At 66.9% G+C, this 18,661-nt stretch carries 18 protein-coding genes and 1 pseudogene; 12 read left to right on the forward strand and 7 right to left on the reverse strand.

All coding sequences use genetic code 11. The features are described 5' to 3' along the window. Positions 1-13 precede the first annotated feature (13 nt). Both DAT35_RS38100 and DAT35_RS38105 read left to right on the forward strand, forming a co-directional pair. Positions 14-1,468: a hypothetical protein gene (locus DAT35_RS38100; RefSeq protein ID WP_108074179.1), complete on the forward strand. Its 1,455-nt coding sequence runs from the start codon at positions 14-16 to the stop codon at positions 1,466-1,468. A 243-nt stretch (positions 1,469-1,711) separates the two neighbouring features. After that, on the forward strand, positions 1,712-2,512 hold the full coding sequence (locus DAT35_RS38105) for an alpha/beta fold hydrolase (RefSeq protein WP_108074180.1): 801 nt from the start codon (positions 1,712-1,714) through the stop codon (positions 2,510-2,512). Here the strand turns inward: DAT35_RS38105 and DAT35_RS38110 are convergent. Continuing rightward, the gene (locus tag DAT35_RS38110; RefSeq protein ID WP_233261962.1) at positions 2,397-2,915 is read right to left on the reverse strand and encodes a kelch repeat-containing protein; all 519 of its coding nucleotides are present in this window, start codon (positions 2,913-2,915) and stop codon (positions 2,397-2,399) included. The genes DAT35_RS38105 and DAT35_RS38110 overlap by 116 nt on opposite strands. On the opposite strand from DAT35_RS38110, the gene DAT35_RS60165 reads away from it, so the two are divergent. Continuing rightward, positions 2,852-3,166, forward strand: coding sequence for a hypothetical protein (locus DAT35_RS60165; RefSeq protein ID WP_199243121.1), 315 nt, complete (start codon positions 2,852-2,854; stop codon positions 3,164-3,166). The two genes, DAT35_RS38110 and DAT35_RS60165, sit on opposite strands and share 64 nt — an antisense overlap. Here the strand turns inward: DAT35_RS60165 and DAT35_RS38115 are convergent. Further along, positions 3,132-3,557: a molybdopterin-binding protein gene (locus tag DAT35_RS38115; protein WP_108074181.1), complete on the reverse strand. Its 426-nt coding sequence runs from the start codon at positions 3,555-3,557 to the stop codon at positions 3,132-3,134. The two genes, DAT35_RS60165 and DAT35_RS38115, sit on opposite strands and share 35 nt — an antisense overlap. Before the next feature lie 92 nt (positions 3,558-3,649). Between DAT35_RS38115 and DAT35_RS60170 the strand changes: the two genes are divergently transcribed. From DAT35_RS60170 to DAT35_RS38130, 3 genes are all read left to right on the forward strand, one after another. Next, positions 3,650-3,979 carry a hypothetical protein gene (locus DAT35_RS60170; protein ID WP_199243116.1) on the forward strand — a complete coding sequence of 110 codons (330 nt, stop codon included), beginning with the start codon at positions 3,650-3,652 and terminating at the stop codon, positions 3,977-3,979. Between the two features lie 275 nt (positions 3,980-4,254). Then, a complete protein-coding gene (locus DAT35_RS38125; protein WP_108074182.1) occupies positions 4,255-4,878 on the forward strand; it encodes a carboxymuconolactone decarboxylase family protein in 624 nt (207 codons plus the stop codon). 293 nt (positions 4,879-5,171) lie between these two features. Next, positions 5,172-5,837 carry an ATP-binding protein gene (locus DAT35_RS38130; protein WP_233261963.1) on the forward strand — a complete coding sequence of 222 codons (666 nt, stop codon included), beginning with the start codon at positions 5,172-5,174 and terminating at the stop codon, positions 5,835-5,837. Positions 5,838-5,945: 108 nt separating this feature from the next. Here the strand turns inward: DAT35_RS38130 and DAT35_RS38135 are convergent, their stop codons facing one another. After that, positions 5,946-7,310, reverse strand: coding sequence for a sensor histidine kinase (locus tag DAT35_RS38135; protein ID WP_108074183.1), 1,365 nt, complete (start codon positions 7,308-7,310; stop codon positions 5,946-5,948). A 288-nt stretch (positions 7,311-7,598) separates the two neighbouring features. Between DAT35_RS38135 and DAT35_RS38140 the strand changes: the two genes are divergently transcribed. Further along, the gene (locus DAT35_RS38140) at positions 7,599-10,511 is read left to right on the forward strand and encodes a tetratricopeptide repeat protein (RefSeq protein ID WP_158502080.1); all 2,913 of its coding nucleotides are present in this window, start codon (positions 7,599-7,601) and stop codon (positions 10,509-10,511) included. A 46-nt stretch (positions 10,512-10,557) separates the two neighbouring features. Here DAT35_RS38140 and DAT35_RS38145 read toward each other — a convergent pair whose 3' ends face one another. The 4 genes from DAT35_RS38145 to DAT35_RS38165 all read right to left on the reverse strand — a co-directional run bounded on the left by DAT35_RS38145 (position 10,558) and on the right by DAT35_RS38165 (position 15,486). After that, positions 10,558-11,145, reverse strand: coding sequence for a response regulator transcription factor (locus tag DAT35_RS38145; protein ID WP_199243117.1), 588 nt, complete (start codon positions 11,143-11,145; stop codon positions 10,558-10,560). Positions 11,146-11,467: 322 nt separating this feature from the next. Then, positions 11,468-12,544: a hypothetical protein gene (locus DAT35_RS38150; RefSeq protein ID WP_108074186.1), complete on the reverse strand. Its 1,077-nt coding sequence runs from the start codon at positions 12,542-12,544 to the stop codon at positions 11,468-11,470. 447 nt (positions 12,545-12,991) lie between these two features. Then, the gene (locus tag DAT35_RS38160) at positions 12,992-13,927 is read right to left on the reverse strand and encodes a helix-turn-helix domain-containing protein (protein ID WP_108074187.1); all 936 of its coding nucleotides are present in this window, start codon (positions 13,925-13,927) and stop codon (positions 12,992-12,994) included. 146 nt (positions 13,928-14,073) lie between these two features. Beyond that, positions 14,074-15,486 carry a carotenoid oxygenase family protein gene (locus DAT35_RS38165; protein WP_108074188.1) on the reverse strand — a complete coding sequence of 471 codons (1,413 nt, stop codon included), beginning with the start codon at positions 15,484-15,486 and terminating at the stop codon, positions 14,074-14,076. Positions 15,487-15,968: 482 nt separating this feature from the next. Here DAT35_RS38165 and DAT35_RS38175 point away from each other — a divergent pair. From DAT35_RS38175 to DAT35_RS59455, 5 genes and pseudogenes are all read left to right on the forward strand, one after another. Beyond that, positions 15,969-16,286 (forward strand): annotated as a pseudogene (locus tag DAT35_RS38175) (hypothetical protein); the annotation flags it as partial. 199 nt (positions 16,287-16,485) lie between these two features. Beyond that, on the forward strand, positions 16,486-16,965 hold the full coding sequence (locus tag DAT35_RS61255) for a hypothetical protein (RefSeq protein WP_233261964.1): 480 nt from the start codon (positions 16,486-16,488) through the stop codon (positions 16,963-16,965). A gap of 13 nt (positions 16,966-16,978) precedes the next feature. Beyond that, positions 16,979-17,377, forward strand: coding sequence for a hypothetical protein (locus DAT35_RS38185; RefSeq protein ID WP_108074191.1), 399 nt, complete (start codon positions 16,979-16,981; stop codon positions 17,375-17,377). Continuing rightward, complete coding sequence (locus tag DAT35_RS59450; RefSeq protein ID WP_158502081.1) at positions 17,374-17,733, forward strand: hypothetical protein; 360 nt, start codon at positions 17,374-17,376, stop codon at positions 17,731-17,733. The genes DAT35_RS38185 and DAT35_RS59450 overlap by 4 nt, the downstream gene beginning before the upstream one ends. A gap of 123 nt (positions 17,734-17,856) precedes the next feature. Next, on the forward strand, positions 17,857-18,288 hold the full coding sequence (locus DAT35_RS59455; RefSeq protein ID WP_158502082.1) for a hypothetical protein: 432 nt from the start codon (positions 17,857-17,859) through the stop codon (positions 18,286-18,288). Positions 18,289-18,661 lie beyond the last annotated feature (373 nt).

Genomic DNA, 18,661 nt, shown 5'->3' on the forward strand with positions numbered 1-18,661 from the left:
TCGAGGAGGGGGGATGAAGCTCTTCACGATGGGAGACAGCCTCGCGCAGGGGTTCCGCTCCCTGGCGAGCGCCCGGACGGATCAGTGCTACTCGACGTTGATTGCCCAGGTGCTCCGGGCCGACCCCTATCGCTACCCGCTCTGGCCGGCTGGCGGTCTGCCCGCCGATCTCGAGCGGGTCATGCGCCGGTTGGAGGGGCGCTATGGAAGCAACATCGCCGGCTTCGAGTGGCTGACCGTTCTCCAGACCATCAATGGTGTGCTCGACGAATCGGAGACCTTCTACGAAAGAGGCGAGGGCAGCGAGAACACGCCCTATCCCGGCGGTGACCGCTTCTGGCACAACGCGGCGTTCTGGGGGGCAACCGTCGCCGATGCCTGGCAGGTGACGCCCGCCGTCTGCAAGCAGGCCATCCGGGCCGCAAAGGGCAGCCGGGACGAGTTCCTGGGCGTACCGAATGCCTCGTACTACCGGACCGCGCTCAAGGTGCTGAATCCGCAGCTGGATCCGGCGCTCGATGGCATCAGCCAGCTCGGCTGGCTGGAACATCATGCCCGGGGCGAGGGCGTGGAGAACCTGCTGCTCTGGCTGGGCGCGAACAACGCACTGGCCACGGTGATTCAGCTCCGTATCCTGCAGACCCCGAACGATCCCCGGAATCGCCCCTACCAGCTCGGCTATTTCGAGCGTGCCGCTTTCGGCTGGAACCTCTGGCACCCCGACGACTTCGCCCCGGAGTACGAGAACCTCATGAACGAGGTCACTCGGATCATGGCCGCCAACAAGGCGCAGGACTGGCGCGTCTTCGTGGGGACGGTGCCGGAGGTGACCATCGCCCCCCTGGCCAAGGGAGTGGGCGAGACCTACGAGATCGACGGCTCCATCTATTACAAGTACTACACGTACTTCCCCTTCGAGGAGGAGTTCGCCCACACCTCGAAGTTCCAGCTGAGCCTCCAGGATGCGTTGCACATCGATCGGTGCATCCACCGGTACAACGACACCATCAAGAGCCTGGTCAAGGCCGCGAACGCGCGAGCGGGGAAGCCGAGATTCTTCATCGTGGATCTCTGCAAGACGTTTCACGACATCGCCTGGAAGAGGAACGACGCCCAGCCGCCGTATCGCTACCCGGACTACTTCGAATTCATCTACCCCAAGGTCGATTCCAAGTATTACCACGCGGACGAGACCGGCCGGCTCCGTCAGGGCGGGTTGATCGGTCTCGACGGAGTCCACCCGAGCGCGATCGGTCATGGACTCATGGCCTGGGAGTTCTTGAAGGTGATGCGAGACGCCGGTGTGAAGGTCGATGGCGCGGACATCAATCCGGATGCCCTGGATTGGTCCGCGATCTTCGCCAGCGACTCGCTCTACTCGGCGCCCATCCGGATCATGAGGGAAATCTACCAGAACACCAGGCTGGCGGAGACCCTGCTCAAGCTCTTCGGTGCCTGGACGGACTGAGCTCCACGTCCAGTCCGCGGGCCTTCCGAGCCATCCGAAAAACTGATGGCTCATCCCGTCTTCCGTCTGGTTTCCCGAGGGTAGGGGACGCACCGTGAGGAGCATGAACGCGCATGCTCTTCCCCCTCCTGAGCAGCTCGGCGAGAGTCCACTCGCGGCGTCCTCTCCTTCAGCGGCTCCTTGTCGACAATCATCGGCGCTGACCCGCCCGAGTCGTGCTAAGCAACGGCAGGCAAGGACACCATGACGACCTGGCGCAGTGGAGTCTGCGAAACGAACGGCATCAACGTCCACTACCTCCGAACCGGAGGCGCCAGGCATCCCGTCGTTTTGCTCCACGGATTGACCGGGAACGGTGCCTGCTGGACGCCCTTGGCTCGCGCGCTCGAGGGTGAGTTCGACGTCGTCATGCCCGACGCCAGAGGGCACGGCGGTTCGAGCGCGCCGCACCACGGCTACCGGTACGACGATCACGCGAGCGACGTCGAGGGCCTCATCCGCGGCTTGGAGCTCCCTCGTCCGGTTCTGCTTGGCCACTCGATGGGCGGCATGACCGCCGCGGTGGTGGCGAGTCGATGGGCGGGGGGCATCCGCGGCCTCATCCTGGTCGATCCGACGTTCTTGAGCCCCGAGCGCCAGCGCGAGGTGCGCGACAGCGACGTCGCCGAGCAACACCGCCGGACCCTCGGCATGCAGAAGTCTGACCTCGTCGCGCAGCTCCGAGCCCGACACCCGCGTCGCTCGCCTGAGCTCGTCGAGCTTCTTGCCGAGGCGAGATTGAAGACCTCTCTGGGCGCCTTCGACGTTCTCACGCCCCCCAACCCCGACTATCGCGCCGTGATGAGCGCGATGGACGTCCCGAGCCTGCTCGTCATTGGGGACAGCAGCCCTGTCGTCACGAGCGAGATGGCAACGGAGCTGCGGAGGCTCAACCCACGCGTGCGAATCGCACAGGTACAGGACGCCGGCCACGGCCTTCCGTTTGAACAACCCGAGCGCCTGGGAGAGGTGGTCGCGTCGTTCTTGCGTGAGTTGGCGCAGTAGCCTCTCTCGACTCGCGGTCGGATGAGATGTGCTTCCGAGCATGAAAAAACCCAGCACCCTCTCGGGATGCTGGGCTTCTCCGCTCCGGGGAGGTGCCAGGGGCCTGGTAGTTGTACAGCGCGGCCGAGGACAGGGCGGCACTGGTGCTGTACCCTCCCGTCACGAGCACCTTGCCACTGGAGAGCAGCGTCGCCGTCTGCTGGTCACGCGGTGCGGACATGGCGGCGGTGAGGCTCCAGGTACCCGTGGCTGGGTCGTACACCTCCGCCGACGCCAGGGGAATATTGTTGTAATCCCCCCCAAGACGAGCACCTTGCCATTGGACAGCAGCGTCGCCGTATGCAGGTAGCGCGAGCCGGCCAGGATTGGGAGGAGGTGAGCGACACCACCGAGGGGACGGCATTGAAGCCCACCTTCACGTCCGCCACGCCGCTGCCCGCCGAGACCGTCACCTCGAGATTCACCGTGAGGCTCACGCCGCGCGAGTCGCTCACGGTGAGCGACAGGGTCACCGGGCCCAGGGTGGTGGGGGCCGTCCAGGTGGTGTTCGCCTGGGAGGAGGCGGAGAAACCGCCCGAGGGCGCCGTCCACGCGAAGCTCACCGGTCCTCTTCTGCTCTTCAATCCACCCCGACGATCACGCTCGACGCCTTGAAGAGCGCTGTGGCGGGCTTGCCAGCGGCGAGCCCGAGGCGGTCGACGCTGTCGTTGGTAATGATCGCCGCGATCTGCGCGCCGCCTCGCGCGGCGATGATCACTTCCGCGTTGACCGCGCCCTTGGTCACCGACGCGACGCTGCCGGCGATGCAGTTACGCGCCGACACCTTGCTTGTACCGACGTCGACCATCACGAGCACCGACGGCGCCTTCACCAGCGCAAACGCCGCCTTGCCAGCGGAGAGCCCGAGCGCCGTCGCGCTGCCGTGCGTGATGACCGACACGATGTCGAGACCGTCCTGGGTGCGCAGCGTGATTTCGTCGTTCACGGCACCTCCTTTGACGTCGATGACCTGACCGACAAAATGATTACGGGCACTGGTTTTCATGGTTGTCTCCAGAAGAGGGGATCCACCGTCGTGATCGTGGGCACATCCCGGTTGACGGGCGCGGCCAGTGTACAGGCAACGTGGCGGGCGGGGTGACCGCCAGTGTCTGCGCTGCCGATGAAGGCACGGTCAACGTGCTGTACGCGGGCTCGCTCGTCAACCTGATGGAGCGCAGCGTCGGTCCGGCTTTCGAAAAGGAAACGGGTCTGCATGTCTTCATCAGCGCGAGTCCGAAGGTAAACACGAGCCTGGTTGGTGCGGCGGCCAGATTGTTCGCCGTCAGCTGGCGACCGGCGCTGCCGCGGCAGCTACAGGAGGACGGCGTCCAACCCGTCGGCTTCTCCGCTGGGGATCGCAGACCCAGGGGGGGCTTGGATCGCGGCTGGGCCTGCGCGTGCGCCTCCTCTAGAGTGCTGCCATGAGTTCCCCTGATCGCCTCGCGTGGAGAGGACGTGGACCCGTGTTCGCCCTGCTCGCCGTGGGACTCGTGTCCGCGTTGCTCGTCACGGTTGGCGCCCTTCGAGCGAAAACCTCACGAGAGACGACGCCCCGGACGCTGGAGTGGTTCACTCCTCTGACAGGGAGGTGACGCGGGCACGGTCAAATGGACCTTTCTTCTACCGCCTCATCCTGCACACTCCCACAGCACGCTGAAAGACGTGAGTCCCTCAACCCAGGTACCGTTGGAATACTGACCATGCCACATATCAACCTTCCCGAAGAGCTGCCCGGAATCACCGGGGGCTTTGCCTTCCGCCCCGAGACCGCGAAACCATTGCGCGAACTCGCTCACGTGCTACTGCACACCTCGGGCAACGACTCTTTCAGCTCACGGGATCGTGAGCTGATTGCGACATTCGTGTCGTCACGCAACACCTGTTATTTTTGCCAGACCAGTCATGGTGCGGCAGCAGCACACCTGAGCGGCGACACCGGATTGGTCGATGCCGTGTGCCGCGACTACAAGTCAGCGCCAATCCCTGAAAAACTGAAGGCCCTGCTCGCCATCGCGGGAGAGGTTCAGATCGACGGCAAACGCGTCACGAAGGAGCTCGTCGATGAAGCGCGCCGACATGGAGCGAATGACATCGAGATCCACGACACCATCCTGATCGCGGCGGCTTTCTGCATGTACAACCGGTATGTGGATGGACTGGGGACCTGGCAGCCCAGAGACTCCGAGATATATCGCGCCATGGGAAAGCAAATGGCCGAAGCGGGTTACTGCAGGCCGTCAACCACCGACGCACACCGGGACCCGCGTCAGGTTCCTCAGACCGGAATCGGCCCCGAGGACCTCCCCGTCCGACCCTCGACGTAGAGAAAGGGAGGGGGACGGACCATGTACGCGGGGTGTTGAGCCCCAAGCCGTAGCAGTACCTCAGAAGCCCACGCCCCTGCCTCCCCCCTCCTGGGGGGCCGCCTGGGCCGGCGTGTGCCCCATGAGGGCTGGCACGGCTTCTCCACCGGCCCGGCGCACAGCACGGGCGGCACCCGTCTGCGCCCTTCCTCTCCCCTCTGCACCAGCCCACCCCCTCTACAGCGCCCCAATTTCTCCTATTCTCAACTGCGGCCATTTCTGGTCCCCCAAGCAGGTGAGGAGGAGGCGGGCGAATGCACCGTCTCTCCGGCCGGCATGGGAGCCAGGGCGTTGACGTCCTCCTCCCGGTGGCACAGGGTTCGTGGATGCCCCACCTCCACCTCGTCATCGGCCCCGTAGGCGCGGGGAAGTCGACCTTCGCCCGTCAGCTCAGTCGGGAGCATCGCGCGGTGCGCCTGACGCTCGACGCGTGGATGGCACGGCTGTTCGGCCGGGACGAGCGTCCGGCGGTTGGCCGACTCGAGTGGTACGTGGAGCGTCGCGACCGGTGCCTCGAGCAGATCTGGGAGCTGACGAAGGAACTGGTCGACGTCGGCACGAACGTCGTGCTCGAGATTGGCCTCATCCAGCGGAGCGAGCGCGAGAGGTTCTATGCCCAGGTGGACGAGATGGGCTACGGGCTCACCGTGTACGTGCTGGACGCGCCTCGCGAGCTGCGCTGGGAGCGGGTGCAGCGGCGCAACGAGGAGAAGGGGAATACCTTCTCGATGGAGGTCCCCCCGTACTTCTTCGAGCTCGCGAGCAACATGTGGGAGCCGCCGGACGAGGACGAGTGTTTCGAGCGTGACGTCCGCTTCACGCGGGGGCGCGAGGGCGTGTCTCCGGACTCGCTCCAGGTGTCGAGCTCTTCCATCTCTCCCAGTCCTCGAAGATGCCCTCGCTCGCGAAGCCGGGGATGAAGCCCTCGCGCATCACCTGCTGCACGCCCTGCACCGGCCCCACCACCACGTCACCGAAGCCGAAGTGTACCGGCTGTTGAGACCGGTCTGACGTGGAGGCGCGAACACCTAGGCGGACGGAAGGGAGCACCGGAACAGGGTGCCACGGCCCGGCCGGGGCTCCGCCTGAAGCCGGCCCTGGTGCACTTCGAGGATGGAGCGGCTGATGGACAGGCCCATGCCCAGTCCCGTCGGCTTGGTGGTGAAGAACGGCTCGAAGAGGCGCTTGCGCACCTCGGGGCTCAAACCCACGCCCGTGTCCTCCACCTCCAGCTCCACGCGCCCCTCCATCCCCAGGGTGCGCACCCAGACCTGCCGCTCCCCGGGCTGACACGGGCTCACCGCATCCAGCGCGTTGATGATCAGGTTGAGCACCACCTGCTGGAGCTGAACCCCGTCTCCCCTCACAGGCAGCGGGGTGTCCGCCAGCTGCAGCGTGAGGGTGGCGCCCCGAAGCTGCGCGTCATTGCCGGCCAGCTGCGCCACCTGGCGGACCAGCGCATTGAAGTCATGGGAGGCGAAGGGCCCCTGGTCCTTCTTCAGCAGCGCCCGGGTGCGGCGGATGATCTCTCCGGCCCGCTTGTCGTCGGCGATGATGTCGTCGAGCAGCTCTCGCAGCAGGGAGAGATCGGCCTGCGTGTGCCGAAGCAGCCGCTGCGCCGTCTCGGCGTTGGTGAGAATGGCCGATAAGGGCTGGTTCAGCTCATGGGCGATGGAGGCCCCCAGCTCGCCCACCGCGGCGACCCGCTCCATGTGGGCCCGCTCGTCCCGGGCCCGGCGTGCCTCCAGCTCGGCACGCCTGCGCGGAGTCGCGTCCACCACCGTGACCACGGCGCCGCCGCCCGGTAGCTCCAGCCGGCGGGCGCGCAGCTCGAACCAGGTGTCCGCCCGGTGGCCCCGGAACTCCACCATCCCCTCATCCACCCGGCCCGAGTACACGTCCTCCAGCAGCGTGGCCACTCCCGCCGTCTCGAGCTCTCCCGCGTGCGCCAGCTTCTGGAGGGACTGCAGATAGGAGCTGCCCGGGATGATGAGCCGCTGGGTGGACAACGCGCCCAGCCCCTCGCGCTGGGCCGAGGGGTCGCTGGCCCGAAGCACCGCGCCCTGCTTGTCCAGAATGGCCACCGCGCCCGGGAGCGAATCCAGCACGGCCAGGTTCAGCCGCTGGGCACCCCTGCGCCTCCGCCGCTCCAGCAACAGCACGACGATGAGCACCGCCTGGAGCAGTCCCCCCCCCACCACCGCGCTCACCGCCCAGCGGTAGCGCCCCCAGAGCTCGAGCTCGCGAAGGTCTTCCCCACCGTCCGAGCAGCGCGCGCTGGCGGCCATGTCCCCGCGTTTCCCCTCCTCGGAGGACGGCACGGTGTTCTCCGGCTCGGCGGCCGCGAGCGGGGTGGCCATCAGCCACAGCATCAAGACGCCCAGGGCGCGCATCCGCGTTCTCCGTGCAGGCCGCACACCTGCCTCGTGCCATCGCCCCCATCATTCCATCTCATGGGCTCCAGGTCGATTTGACAGGCGCGCGGAGGTGAAGGATGGGCTGTATCCCATTCGCGAATCACACGAGGAGCAGCGGGGATGAGTGAGCCCAAGCAGGAAGAGCGCACGGCGGATCTCTGGGAATCCCGCACGGCCGGCAACCCACGGTCAGCCCCCGCCCCCGCCGAAGGCGAGCGCCCTACCGAGCCCACACCCCCTGCTTCAGGAAGCGGTGGCTTCCACATGGCTCCCGGACACGCCCTGGCGGGCCGCTACACCGTGCTGGACGTCCTGGGCCAGGGCGGCATGGGCGTGGTGTTGGCCGCCTATGACGCGAGGCTGGATCGGCGCGTGGCCCTGAAGCTGGTGCGCTCGCGCGAGGCCGACGGCGGCGGCGATGGGTTGGCCCAGGTCCGCATGGTGCGTGAGGCGCAGAGCATGGCCCGTCTCAATCACCCCCACGTGGTGTCCGTCTATGACGCGGGGACGCTCGAGGATGGCTCCGTCTTCATCGCCATGGAGTACGTCCAGGGACAGACCTTGCGCAGTTGGTGCCAGCACACCCCGCCCCGGCACTGGCGGGAGGTGATTGGAGCCTATCTGGACGCGGGGCGCGGGCTGGCGGCCGCGCACGCGGCGGGCCTCGTTCACCGCGATTTCAAGCCAGACAATGTCCTGGTCGGCGAGGACGGCCGGGTGCGCGTCACGGACTTTGGTCTGGCACGTGCCGGGTCCGCCCCGGGTGACACCGCGCGGCCCGTCACCGCCATTCCCTCCTCGGCGCTGCAGGCGCCGCTCACCCTGCCGGGCTCCGTGCTGGGGACGCCCGCGTACATGGCCCCCGAGCTGCTCCAAGGCCAGACAGCGAACGTGTGCAGCGACGTGTATGCCTTTTGTGCCTCGCTCCATGAGGCACTCCATGGGCGGGTCCCCTTCCCCATGGACTCGATGGCCTCGATCCTCCGCCTCAAGGAGGGCCAGCCGCCGGTTCCTCCCGAGGACTCGCAGGTACCGGCCTGGGTCTCCCGCGCGATCTCGCAGGGTCTGCACCCCGATCCGATGCAGCGGCCCAGCTCCCTGGAGCAGGTGTTGCGGCGGTTGGAGGACGATCCCGAGGCGCGGCGCCGCACCTGGCTGCGGATGGGCGGACTGGCCGTGTCGGTGGCGCTGCTCGCGGGGCTGGCGGTGTGGACGTGGGGGCGCCAGCAGGGCCCCGGCTGCGAGAGCCTGGAGCGCCGCCTGGAGGGCGTGTGGGACGCGCCGGTGAAGGCCCGCGTCACCCGGGCGATGGAGGCCACGGGGCTGCCGTATGCGAAGGACACCGCGCGGCGCGTGGAGCGGCTGCTGGATGGGTACACCCAGGCCTGGGTGAAGCAGCGGGTGGAGGTGTGCCAGGAGACAGCAGCGAACCCGGCGGCACTGCGGTCCCAGAGCCTCGCGCTGCTGCGGGAGGCCTGCCTGGAGCGGCGGCGCAGCCAGCTCCAGGCCTTCACCGGACTGCTGGGGCGAGGGCCGGATCCGGAGCTCGTCGACAAGGCGGTGCCGGTGGCGCAGGCACTGCCGCCGCTGGAGTACTGCGCGGATGCGCAGGCGCTGTTGGCGGCGGCGCCGCCTCCCGAGGATCCCCAGGTGCGCGCGCGGGTGGAAGCACTGCAGGCGCGGGTGGAGCCGCTGGCGGTGCTGCTCTCCGCTGGAAAGTACGAAGAGGGGCTGGCGCTGAGCGAGCAGCTGCTGCCCCAGGTGGAGCCGGTGGGCCATGCGCCCCTGAATGCGCGGACCCTGCTGCTCCGAGCCCGGCTGCAGGAGGGCGCGGGCGACTACAAGGGCAGCGAGAACACGGTGCTGCGGGCCATCTCCGAGGCGGCCAGGGGCAGGGACGCGGTGCTGGCGGCGCAAGCGTGGAACCTTCGGCTGCTGCTGGTGGGCATCCGCCAGGCCCGTCCCAAGGACGCCGAGGTGCTGGCGCCGATGGTGGAGACGGTGGTGGAGCTGGCGGGCGACGAGGCGACTCGCGCGGACTCGCTCCAGGTGCGCGGCCGGCTGCTGGAGAACGTGGGCCAGTTCGAGCAGGCCAGGGAGCACTACGAGCGCGTCTTGTCCCTTCGGGAGAGGCTCCACGGAAAGAGCCACCTCCAGGTGGCCCTGGCGCTCACGGACCTGGGCAACGTGCTCCGGCGCATGGGCCGGTACGCGGAGGCGAAGGAGCGGCTCGAACGCGCCCTGGCCATTCAGCAGGACACGGTGGGTCCCACGCACGTGACGGTGGCCCACTCGCTCGCCACCCTGGGCATCGTGTTCAAGGAACTGGGCCAGCTCGAGGAGGCCCGAGCCCGGCACGAGCGCGCCCTGGACATTCTGGAGAAGGCCCTGGGCCCCGATCATCTCCAGACGGCGACCCAGCTCGCCCACCTGGGGAACGTGCTCCAGGACCTGGGAAGGTACGAGGAGGCCCGGGCCCGGGACGAGCGCAGCCTGGCCATCCTGGAGAAGGCGCTGGGCCCTGATCACCCCAGCGTCTCCAAGGTGCTCACCAGTCTGGGCATCGCCCTGGCGGGCCTGGGCCGGTACGAAGACGCGCGGCTGCGGTTCGAGCGCGCGCTGGCCATTCAGGAGAAGATCTTCGGGCCCGACCACCCGGATGTGGCGGGCGTGCTCATCAACGTGGGGGGAGCGCTCGCGGACCTGGGCCGGTATGAAGAGGCCAGGGCCCGGCAGGAGCGTGCGCTGGCGGTACTGGAGAAGGTGCTGGGTCCCCAGCACCCGGTACTCTCCATCCCGCTCACCCTGCTGGGCCGGGCCCTCACGCGCCTGGGCCGGTATGAGGAGGCGCAGCGCCAGTTGGATCGCGCTCTCACCCTGCAACAACAGTTGGAAGAGCACGCCGGGCTGATGGAGCCGCTCACCGGGCTGGGGATGCTCCAGCTGGCGCGCGGCAGGCCCGCGGCCGCCGTGCCGTTGCTCGAGCGGGCCTTGCGGTTCGCGCCGGACGAGGCGGCCACGGAAACGCGGTTCGTGCTGGCCCAGGCCCTCTGGGAGTCGAAGCAGGATCGCCCTCGCGCCCTCGAACTGGCCACCCGGGCCCAGAAGGACTTGCAACGCCGCGGCAATGCCCCCCGGCTGGCCGAAGTGTCCCAGTGGTTGGCTTCACGAAGATGAGCCGCGCCGGGGGAAGGAAGAGCGCATCCAGCCTCTCTCCTCCGGTTCACGGCGGTGAGCCCAGCCGCTCCATCAGCCGCACGAGCTCCGCCACCGAGTCCACCGCCAGCTTCTCCATGGCACGGCCGCGTTGCAGGCGCACGGTCTGCTCGGCGGTGCCCAGCTCGGCGGCGATCTGCTTGTTGAGCAGCCCCCGCGCCACCCCCTGGCAGACCTCCCGTTCGCGGGGCGTCAGCGAGGCGAAGCGGACCCGGAGCGCCTCGAGCTCCTGCTCGGAGGCGATCGCCGCCCGGTCCTGCGCCAACGCCCGCTCCACGGCGGCCAGCAACTCCGCCGTGCCGACCGGCTTGGGGAGGAAGTCCACGGCACCGGCCTTCATGGCCTTCACCGCCGCCGGCACATCCCCGTGTCCGCTGATGAAGAGGATGGGTTGCATCCACCCCGCTCGCCGCAGTTCCGCCTGAAGCTCCAGTCCGTTCAGCTCCGGCATGCGCAGATCCATCACCACGCACCCCGGACGCGGCCCGGGTTTTCGCTCCAGCATCTGTCGCGGGTGGTCGAAGCGCTCGACCTCGTACCCTTCCAGCTGGAACATGCGCGAGAGGCTGCGCAGCACTGAGGGATCGTCATCCATGATGAACACCGTGGAACGCTCTTGGCTCGAAGGACCGTGCAACGTGTGGCTCCCTGCTCGTACCGCAGGGCACACGCTACCATGGCACGCTCGGACGGCGGGCAGGGCAGGGGAAAGGGGCTCAGTCCCGGCTGGTGCGCAGGTAGCGCGCCACGTATGTCTTCGCCCGGCGCGCAGCCGCCGCCGGGGCCCGTCCTTCACCAGCACCGCGCCGAACCCGAGCCCCACCAGCGCCCGCCCGCCTCGCGCGCCTCCTCTAGAGTGGAGCTGCCCGAGTCATCCGTCTGGCTTCCGGTGAGACGGGCCCCGCCGAGCCTCCGCCCTACTTGGAGGAGGGCTTGGTGGTGCAGGAGAGCGCCTTCCAGGAGTTCTGGACATCGGTGTCCGCGGTGCCGAAGGTGCCGCCCGCGACGATGCCGTAGCGATCGCTCATCTCCTGGCAGAGCGGAGTGACCTTCGCGGTTTGCGGCCGGGTGGCACACGACTTCTTCGCCCAGACAGTGGTCTTGACGTAGTCCGGGGCGAAGCCGAGGCCCTGGTTCGCCACAATCGCATACTGGTCGCTGAGCTCCTGGCAGGAGCGCGGCTTGGCATTACAGGAGAGCGCCTTCCACGAGCCCTGGGTGTCGGCATTCGCGCTGCCGAAGCTGGAGCCGGCGACGATGTCGAAGCGATCGCTCATCTCCTGGCAGAGCGCGCTGACCAGGCTGGCCTGCGGCCGGGTGTTGCACCCCTTCTGCTTCCACTGGGCCTGCACATCCGCAGGGGCGAAGCCAAAGCCCTTCCCCGCCACAATCGCATACTGATCACTGAGCTCCTGGCAGCTGGCGGAGGGCTTGGTGGTGCAGGAGAGCGCCTTCCAGGAGTTCTGGACATCGGTGTCCGCGGTGCCGAAGGTGCCGCCCGCGACGATGCCGTAGCGATCGCTCATCTCCTGGCAGAGCGGAGTGACCTTCGCGGTTTGCGGCCGGGTGGCACACGACTTCTTCGCCCAGACGGTGGTCTTGACGTAGTCCGGGGCGAAGCCGAGGCCCTGGTTCGCCACAATCGCATACTGGTCGCTGAGCTCCTGGCAGGAGCGCGGCTTGGCATTACAGGAGAGCGCCTTCCACGAGCCCTGGGTGTCGGCACTCGCGCTGCCGAAGCTGGAGCCGGCGACGATGTCGAAGCGATCGCTCATCTCCTGGCAGAGCGCGCTGACCAGGCTGGCCTGCGGCCGGGTGTTGCACCCCTTCTGCTTCCACTGGGCCTGTACGTCCGCAGGGGCGAAGCCAAAGCCCTGTCCCGCCACAATCGCATACTGATCACTGAGCTCCTGGCAGCTGGGCTCCGCGGCGGTGGCTCGGCCAGCCGTGAAGAGCACCGGCAAGGCGAGCAATGGGATGAGAGACTTGTTCATACTTGAACTTCCTTTCGATGATTTGGGGCCGTGAATGGCGGTTCCCCTATAGGGCACCTCCTCTGGAGCCGGCTGCCTGGATCTTTGTTGAATTGACAGCCGGGAGATAACGTGTTTGCCCGAACCGGGCTGGAACCGTTCAGGTCCAGCCCGTTGAGCTCCGGCATGCGCAGATCCATCACCCGTACCCCGGACGCGGCCCGGGTCCCCGCTCCAGCAACCGCCGCGGATGGGAGAACCCCTCCACCGCATAGCCCTCCACTCCCTCAAGCAGGGGCGAGGCCGGAGCCGGAGGAGGAGAGCCCGTCCTTTGCCGCGAAGGTGGAGGAGCCGAAGAAGGAGCGCTCACGACGATTGGACCAGGCCGGGCTGCCACGCAGGACGTTCGCGCTGGACGTGTTCGCTTGCCCAACGAGCTGCACAGCCAGCCGCTGGCTGCAGCGGCCCCTACCCTCGCAGCTGTTTCACCCACCCCGGGAATTCCAGGCACTCCGTGTCCGCCCCAGCGCCGGAGCTGGGAGCGAGCCCCTGCATGCGCCTTCCGAGCCCCGCGCCGCGCACCTCCTTGGGTGCGTAGCCAAATCTTCGTCGGAAGGCGCGACTGAAGTGAGCTTCGTTTGTGAAGCCGTAGTCGTAAGCGATGTCCGCGATGCGGCGGTGTTCCGCTGGATCGCCAAGGGCCGCGTGGATGCGCTCGAGGCGGCGACCCTGGATGTATCTTGCCACTCCGTTAAAAGACTCGAACAGCTGGTACAGCGATGACCGCGACAGGCCAAGGGCGACACGGATCTGCTCCGAGGAGAGGTCCGGCTCCATCAGGTTCCGCTCGATGTACCGCCGCGCCTGCATTGCGAGTGTGGCCTGGAGCTGCGGCCTGGCTTCTGCCAGCGAGTCTTGTGAGGGAGCAAGGCAGGCCGTGACCATCTGCTGTGTCGCACGGGCGAAGTGCGGCGCATCCTTGACCGTCAGCGCCGGCGCGGCACGAATGAGAGAGCGCACGTGCTCAGCGAGCAACTGCGCCATCCCCCCGGCGATCCGGACGCCGTGCAAGGAATCGGCACCGGGCAGCATCCGCGTCATGACGTCCCTTGGCAGGATGATGCACGTGCCCACGAGCGGGATGCTCGGCAGCGCCAGCGGCTGACCCAGATCCTGCACCAGGATCCGAGGGACAGCATTCAAGTCGGGGCTCGAGTCCTCGAGCCCCACAATGAAGTGGTCGAGCGAATCCGCGCGGATCTTGGCGGGTGAGCGGTCATAGGCCAACGCATCCACGCGCATGGTGCCCAGGAGCAGAGGGCCGAGATGAATGCTCGTGGCGGCGCCGGAGAACTGGTCCCGCTCCTCCCCTGGAACCGGTGCGACCACGTACAGGGGCGTCATGGCGTCGTGCCATGCGCCAAAACGCTCGCGCCTGGGAAGCGCATCGGTAGAGAAGCGGGCAACAGGCAGGAGCGGTGGGGTCAAGCGGAACCTGAAGGTATCGGGTCGTCAACCCACTTTCGAGCTTGGCCCGATACCCGGTCAAGTCACCTGGAGGCATGAACGCCGCACGGAACCCAGTTCCCGTGGAACCCGAACGGCACACGCCGCGGCATGGCCGCCGTCGCGATGGGGCCCTTCGCCACGTCCAAGGCGTCGAACACCAGCAGGTCGCTGCGGTTCTCACCGGCCCGCCAGATCACCGCCGTAAGCCAACCATCGCCCTCGGCGGCGTCAGCCGAGCGGGGTGTGAAGACCGGCTCGGAAGTGAGATCACCACCCGGCAGTTCAAAGACAGAGCGTTGGCCCGTCCTGTTATCAAGATGGGCGATGGTGTTCAGCCGAAGCGGCTCGCCGACGGTCGCGGCGGTGTCGGCGCCGTACCAACCATGGCGATAGGACAGGCCTGTTCGCCTCTCATCGAAGCGCGGGAACTCCCCGTCGAGATCGTCGATCGCTGCCTCCTTGATGGCATCCGAAGTGCCCTCCACATCGAAGGTCCAACGCCACAGACGGGCCATCGAGTGCTGTCCGGGCGAGCCATCGGCCCTGGGGAACAGAGGTGCCGAGTCATACCGGAACACGTCGGCGACAATCTTGCCGCCCTCTTCCCAGGCGTTCATGGGATGGTAGACGTGACAGGCTCCGGTGTTGAACCAGCGGAGGGTCGAGACGTCGGCGTCGCGACGCATGACGCCGACATAGGTCGCTCTTTCCGGCTCCCAGGCGATGGGCGGCAAGCCTCGCATGGCCCGCTCATGGCTGCCGGTCAGTGGCAGGATGGGAAACAGAACGTAGTTCTCGGTCACCAGGAAGTCATGCATCATTGAACAGTATGGCGCCTGAAAATCATCGCGACGCATCACCTTGCCCGTCGCGCTTGTCACGCCATAGCTGACCCTGGCGCTCATCGGCTGGTCGCCTACGCCATACGCGAACCAGACCATCTCCCCAGTCCTCGGATCGATCTTCGGGTGCGCAGTGACACGGCCGCGGTAATCGGGCACGTAGCCGCGAGAGTCCAGGCTGCCATGCGCCATCTCGAAGGGAGGGTAGCTCTCATTCAGAGCCAGCAGCCGGCCTGCGTGGCTGACGATATGGGTGTTCGCGACGCCCGCGTCCTTACCCTGCGCCAGAGGGTCATTGAGCGTCGAGTTGAAGCCGGAGAACAGCGAGCGCCCCTCGGCATGCTCCAGCTCCCACTTCGGCGTGCGCACATAGCGGTTTCGATAGGTCACCTTGCCATTTTCGAAACGGAAGGCGTGAACCATCCCATCGCCAGTGAACCAGTGATAGTTGGGATCGATGGGGTCGAATTGCGGATTGGGTCCGATACGGTAGAGCGTACCGCGGAGTCCCTCCGGGATCTCGCCAGTCACCTGCAGCTCGAAATCATCCTCGGAGCGCACCGGCGCGAAATTGCGGGTGAGATAGGGATTGACGGGAACATTGCCTTCCATGACGGCTCTCCAGATATGGCCGATGCAGACCGCCTTGACGGTGTCGGCTTCAGGGGCCGCGCGCCGGCCCCTTCACGTACATATCCGAGCGTTGGCCCCGGTGTTATCCCGTGCGTCCAGGAAGCTTGACTGAGCGTCCAGCCCGGCGCGGAGGTGCCGGTCAGCACCGCACTGCCGCGGCGGGAGATGGCATTTCCCGCCGCGGCGCCCGGGTGGATCAACATCCGCTGGTCGAGCGTGTCACTCACACAGCCACGGTTTCTTGTCGCAGAGGTCCCCGCCTTCCTCCACGTCTCCGAGCATGAACGTGAGTGGCGGCCCGCCAGCTTCGGGTTGTACCTGCCGTTCAGGTCGATGCCGTAGACGTACACGGTGTGCTGCGTGCCATCCAGGTAGTCCGCGGGGATGGTGACCCGGAAGCCATGCAGCCCGGTGGCGCCGTAGGTGGCATTGATGTCCGCGCGGTAGATTCGGATTCCCGCTCGCTGGCGGAGACGCGGCTGGCGGACGGGAGCTGGGTGGCGAGGGACCACCGGCGCAGCGTGCGCTTCGTGCCGCTGGAGGACGTGGAGGGCGTCGCCCCGGGACCGAAGGAGGAGATGCCGTACGAGCTCCAGCACCAGGGCGAGCGGGTGAGTGGACGGGCGACGCTGCACGTGGAGCCGGGGGATTGTCGGCTCACGGCGTTGTGCGAGTCCGGCACGCACCGGGCGCTGTGTGTCGTGAGCTTCGACGACCCGAACGAGCAGGACTGGGCGCTGGGGACGTGGCGCTCGCTGGACCACGACGCCGCGGCGTGACGGCGCTCACCTGCGACTCGACGCTACGCGAAACAGGCGCATGTGAATGCGCCTGAGCGCGGTCAGCGCATTTCCGGGGCCGATGTCTTCTTTTCGCCGTTCCTGAGTGCCGGACTCACTGGAGTTCCCCCCTAACTGGTAAGCTGGGGCCGGTATGTGCTACTGGCTTGGGTACTCTGGAGAGCGAGGAGGTGGCGAGGTGAGATGGATTGCCGTGACGATGGCCATGGCAATGGCTAGTGTCGGGTGTGCCCACGTGCAACGGCCAGAGCCCAGAATCTATGTCATTTCCGAGAGTACGGAGGGCGTCGGTACCTTGCTCGCAAGTGGCGGCGCTGGTGGTCATGATTGCCAAAAAGAGCACGAGGAGTGTGTGGGAAGGTGCTGGAACAAAAAGAACTGGCCATACCCTCACAATAAAAAGCAAAGCGGATGGTACCTCGAACGCTGCGAGCACGACTGCCGCGTGGAGTTCGAGAAATGTGAAGAGGAACAGGAAGAATCGGCGCGCCAAAGAGGAGAGAAGCTCGAGTTCTCGAGCATAACCGAGGCGGTTGAATGGATCCGGAGCCACAAGGCCGAGGTGGCGATGGGAACCATAGTCATTGTCGCCGGTGTTTCCTTCGTCCTCGCGACGGGTGGTGCTGGTGCGCTGGTTCTGGCTCCTCTTGCCCTTTAGGCTGGATACGGCAATGAAATACAATCCCAACTTCGACGTCGACTCCGTGCTCGAAATCCTGCGCACCGTGAACGAGAAATACCCAGAAGGCTCACCGGAGGACGAAGCGCTCCGGGTTGCCGCGGTGGCTCTGTTCTACGTTCGTGAAAAACAGCGGCTGGATGATTACCGCGAGTTCTTCCGCTCGTTTTATACGCCCGCCATTGATTACGTCGTCGTCTCTCAGACGTTTGCGACGAGAGAAGAGGCGGAACAGTGGCTTGTCAGTGGCAAGGCCCGTGACGGCGAGCGTGTCAGGATCGCTGGCGAGGGCTTTCGAATCATTCCTGTGCGCAAGGGGCCGGGATTGAGGTTTCTTCGGAGCCCCCTGCCGGAAGAATTGGTGAAGAAATATCCCCCAGAATCAGAGTGAGACCTCCACATGCCACCTTCACCCCCCCGGTGGCGGGCAGTTTCTCCGGGTGGAGTATCGGCGAGGCGGGCGGTGTCCAGCGACCGGTCGAGGTGGTCGTCTCGGCGCCCTCTCCGAGGAAGGTGTCCGGGAAGCTCGTGGTCGCCACGGCCATGGCATCCCAGGTGGCCGTGGTGCGCTTGTTCGCCGAGCTCTTCTCGGCGAGGGCTGGGAGGCTCCGGACGGCGATGCCCGTGCTCGTGAAGTGCACGCGGCGCATCCCATCCACCTTGACGAGCCAGCGATTGGCGCGGTCGAGCGAGCGGATCAACTCGTGGTCGGGGACCATGAACCGGTCTCCCACTTCATACAGGTAGAGGAGGGGAAGCGTAGCCTTCGTGGGATCGAAGTTCCTCGTGCGCTCGAGGAAAAAACCCTTGCCGGCCTTGCCTCCGATTCCGCCATCGAGACTGACGAGCGCGGCGGCATCGGGGTCCCTCATGGCCAGCAGCAGGGCCGAGCGCGCGCCGAAGCTGTGCGCGACGAGCCCGTACTTCCCCGAGGTGCGGACCTGGGGCTCGGAGCGGAGCGCGCGCACGACGAAGGCGAGGATCTCCCTCGCCCGCACGGATGGCGCCCGCAAGGACATCCTCGAGCTCTGCACGCACACCCCGCGCAAGAGCGGCAACACCATCGACCTCTACACCACGTTCCGGTGGGAGGCCCTCTGCGCCGAGGTGGCGAAGCTCAAGGTCCGGCGCCACGAGCGCGGCCAGCCCGCCCGGCTGGCGCTGGCGGCTTCAGGGGAAAAAGAAAACCCCGGCTCGCCTGATGGCGCCCGGGGCGTTGCTACATCCCTTGCTACAGTCTCCCGGAGAGCGGAGTCCTTTCCGGGAGATACAGAGTGGATGCGGCGGGAATCGAACCCGTGAACAAGGCGATAGACAACCCTAAGCAGGACGCGCTGTTACCCGCTATCGCCTTGATTCTCCTCGGGTTCGTCATCCCGTCCCGTCCCACCCCGTGCCCTCGTGTTCCGCCCCTTTCCCCGCTGGAGGAGCACACTGGGGGCACATGCTCAGCGCTTCGGCTTCGGCCCTCCCCAAGCCGGCCGGCGCGCGACTGGCGGGGGCCTCCTCACTGTCCGCGAGAGCGCGCCCGCTGGCACCGCACCGCCCTAGCACTACTGCGTTAGTAGCGTGAGGAGCCCTACCGGAGCAGCCAGGATGCGGCTGTCCGGTCGCTTGGTGTCAAAGGTCAACTCGTGCGTACTACTTGGGAGGTGGAACACGATTGCGCGAGTCA

It is taken from the genome of Vitiosangium sp. GDMCC 1.1324 (assembly GCF_003044305.1).
Classification (GTDB): domain Bacteria; phylum Myxococcota; class Myxococcia; order Myxococcales; family Myxococcaceae; genus Archangium.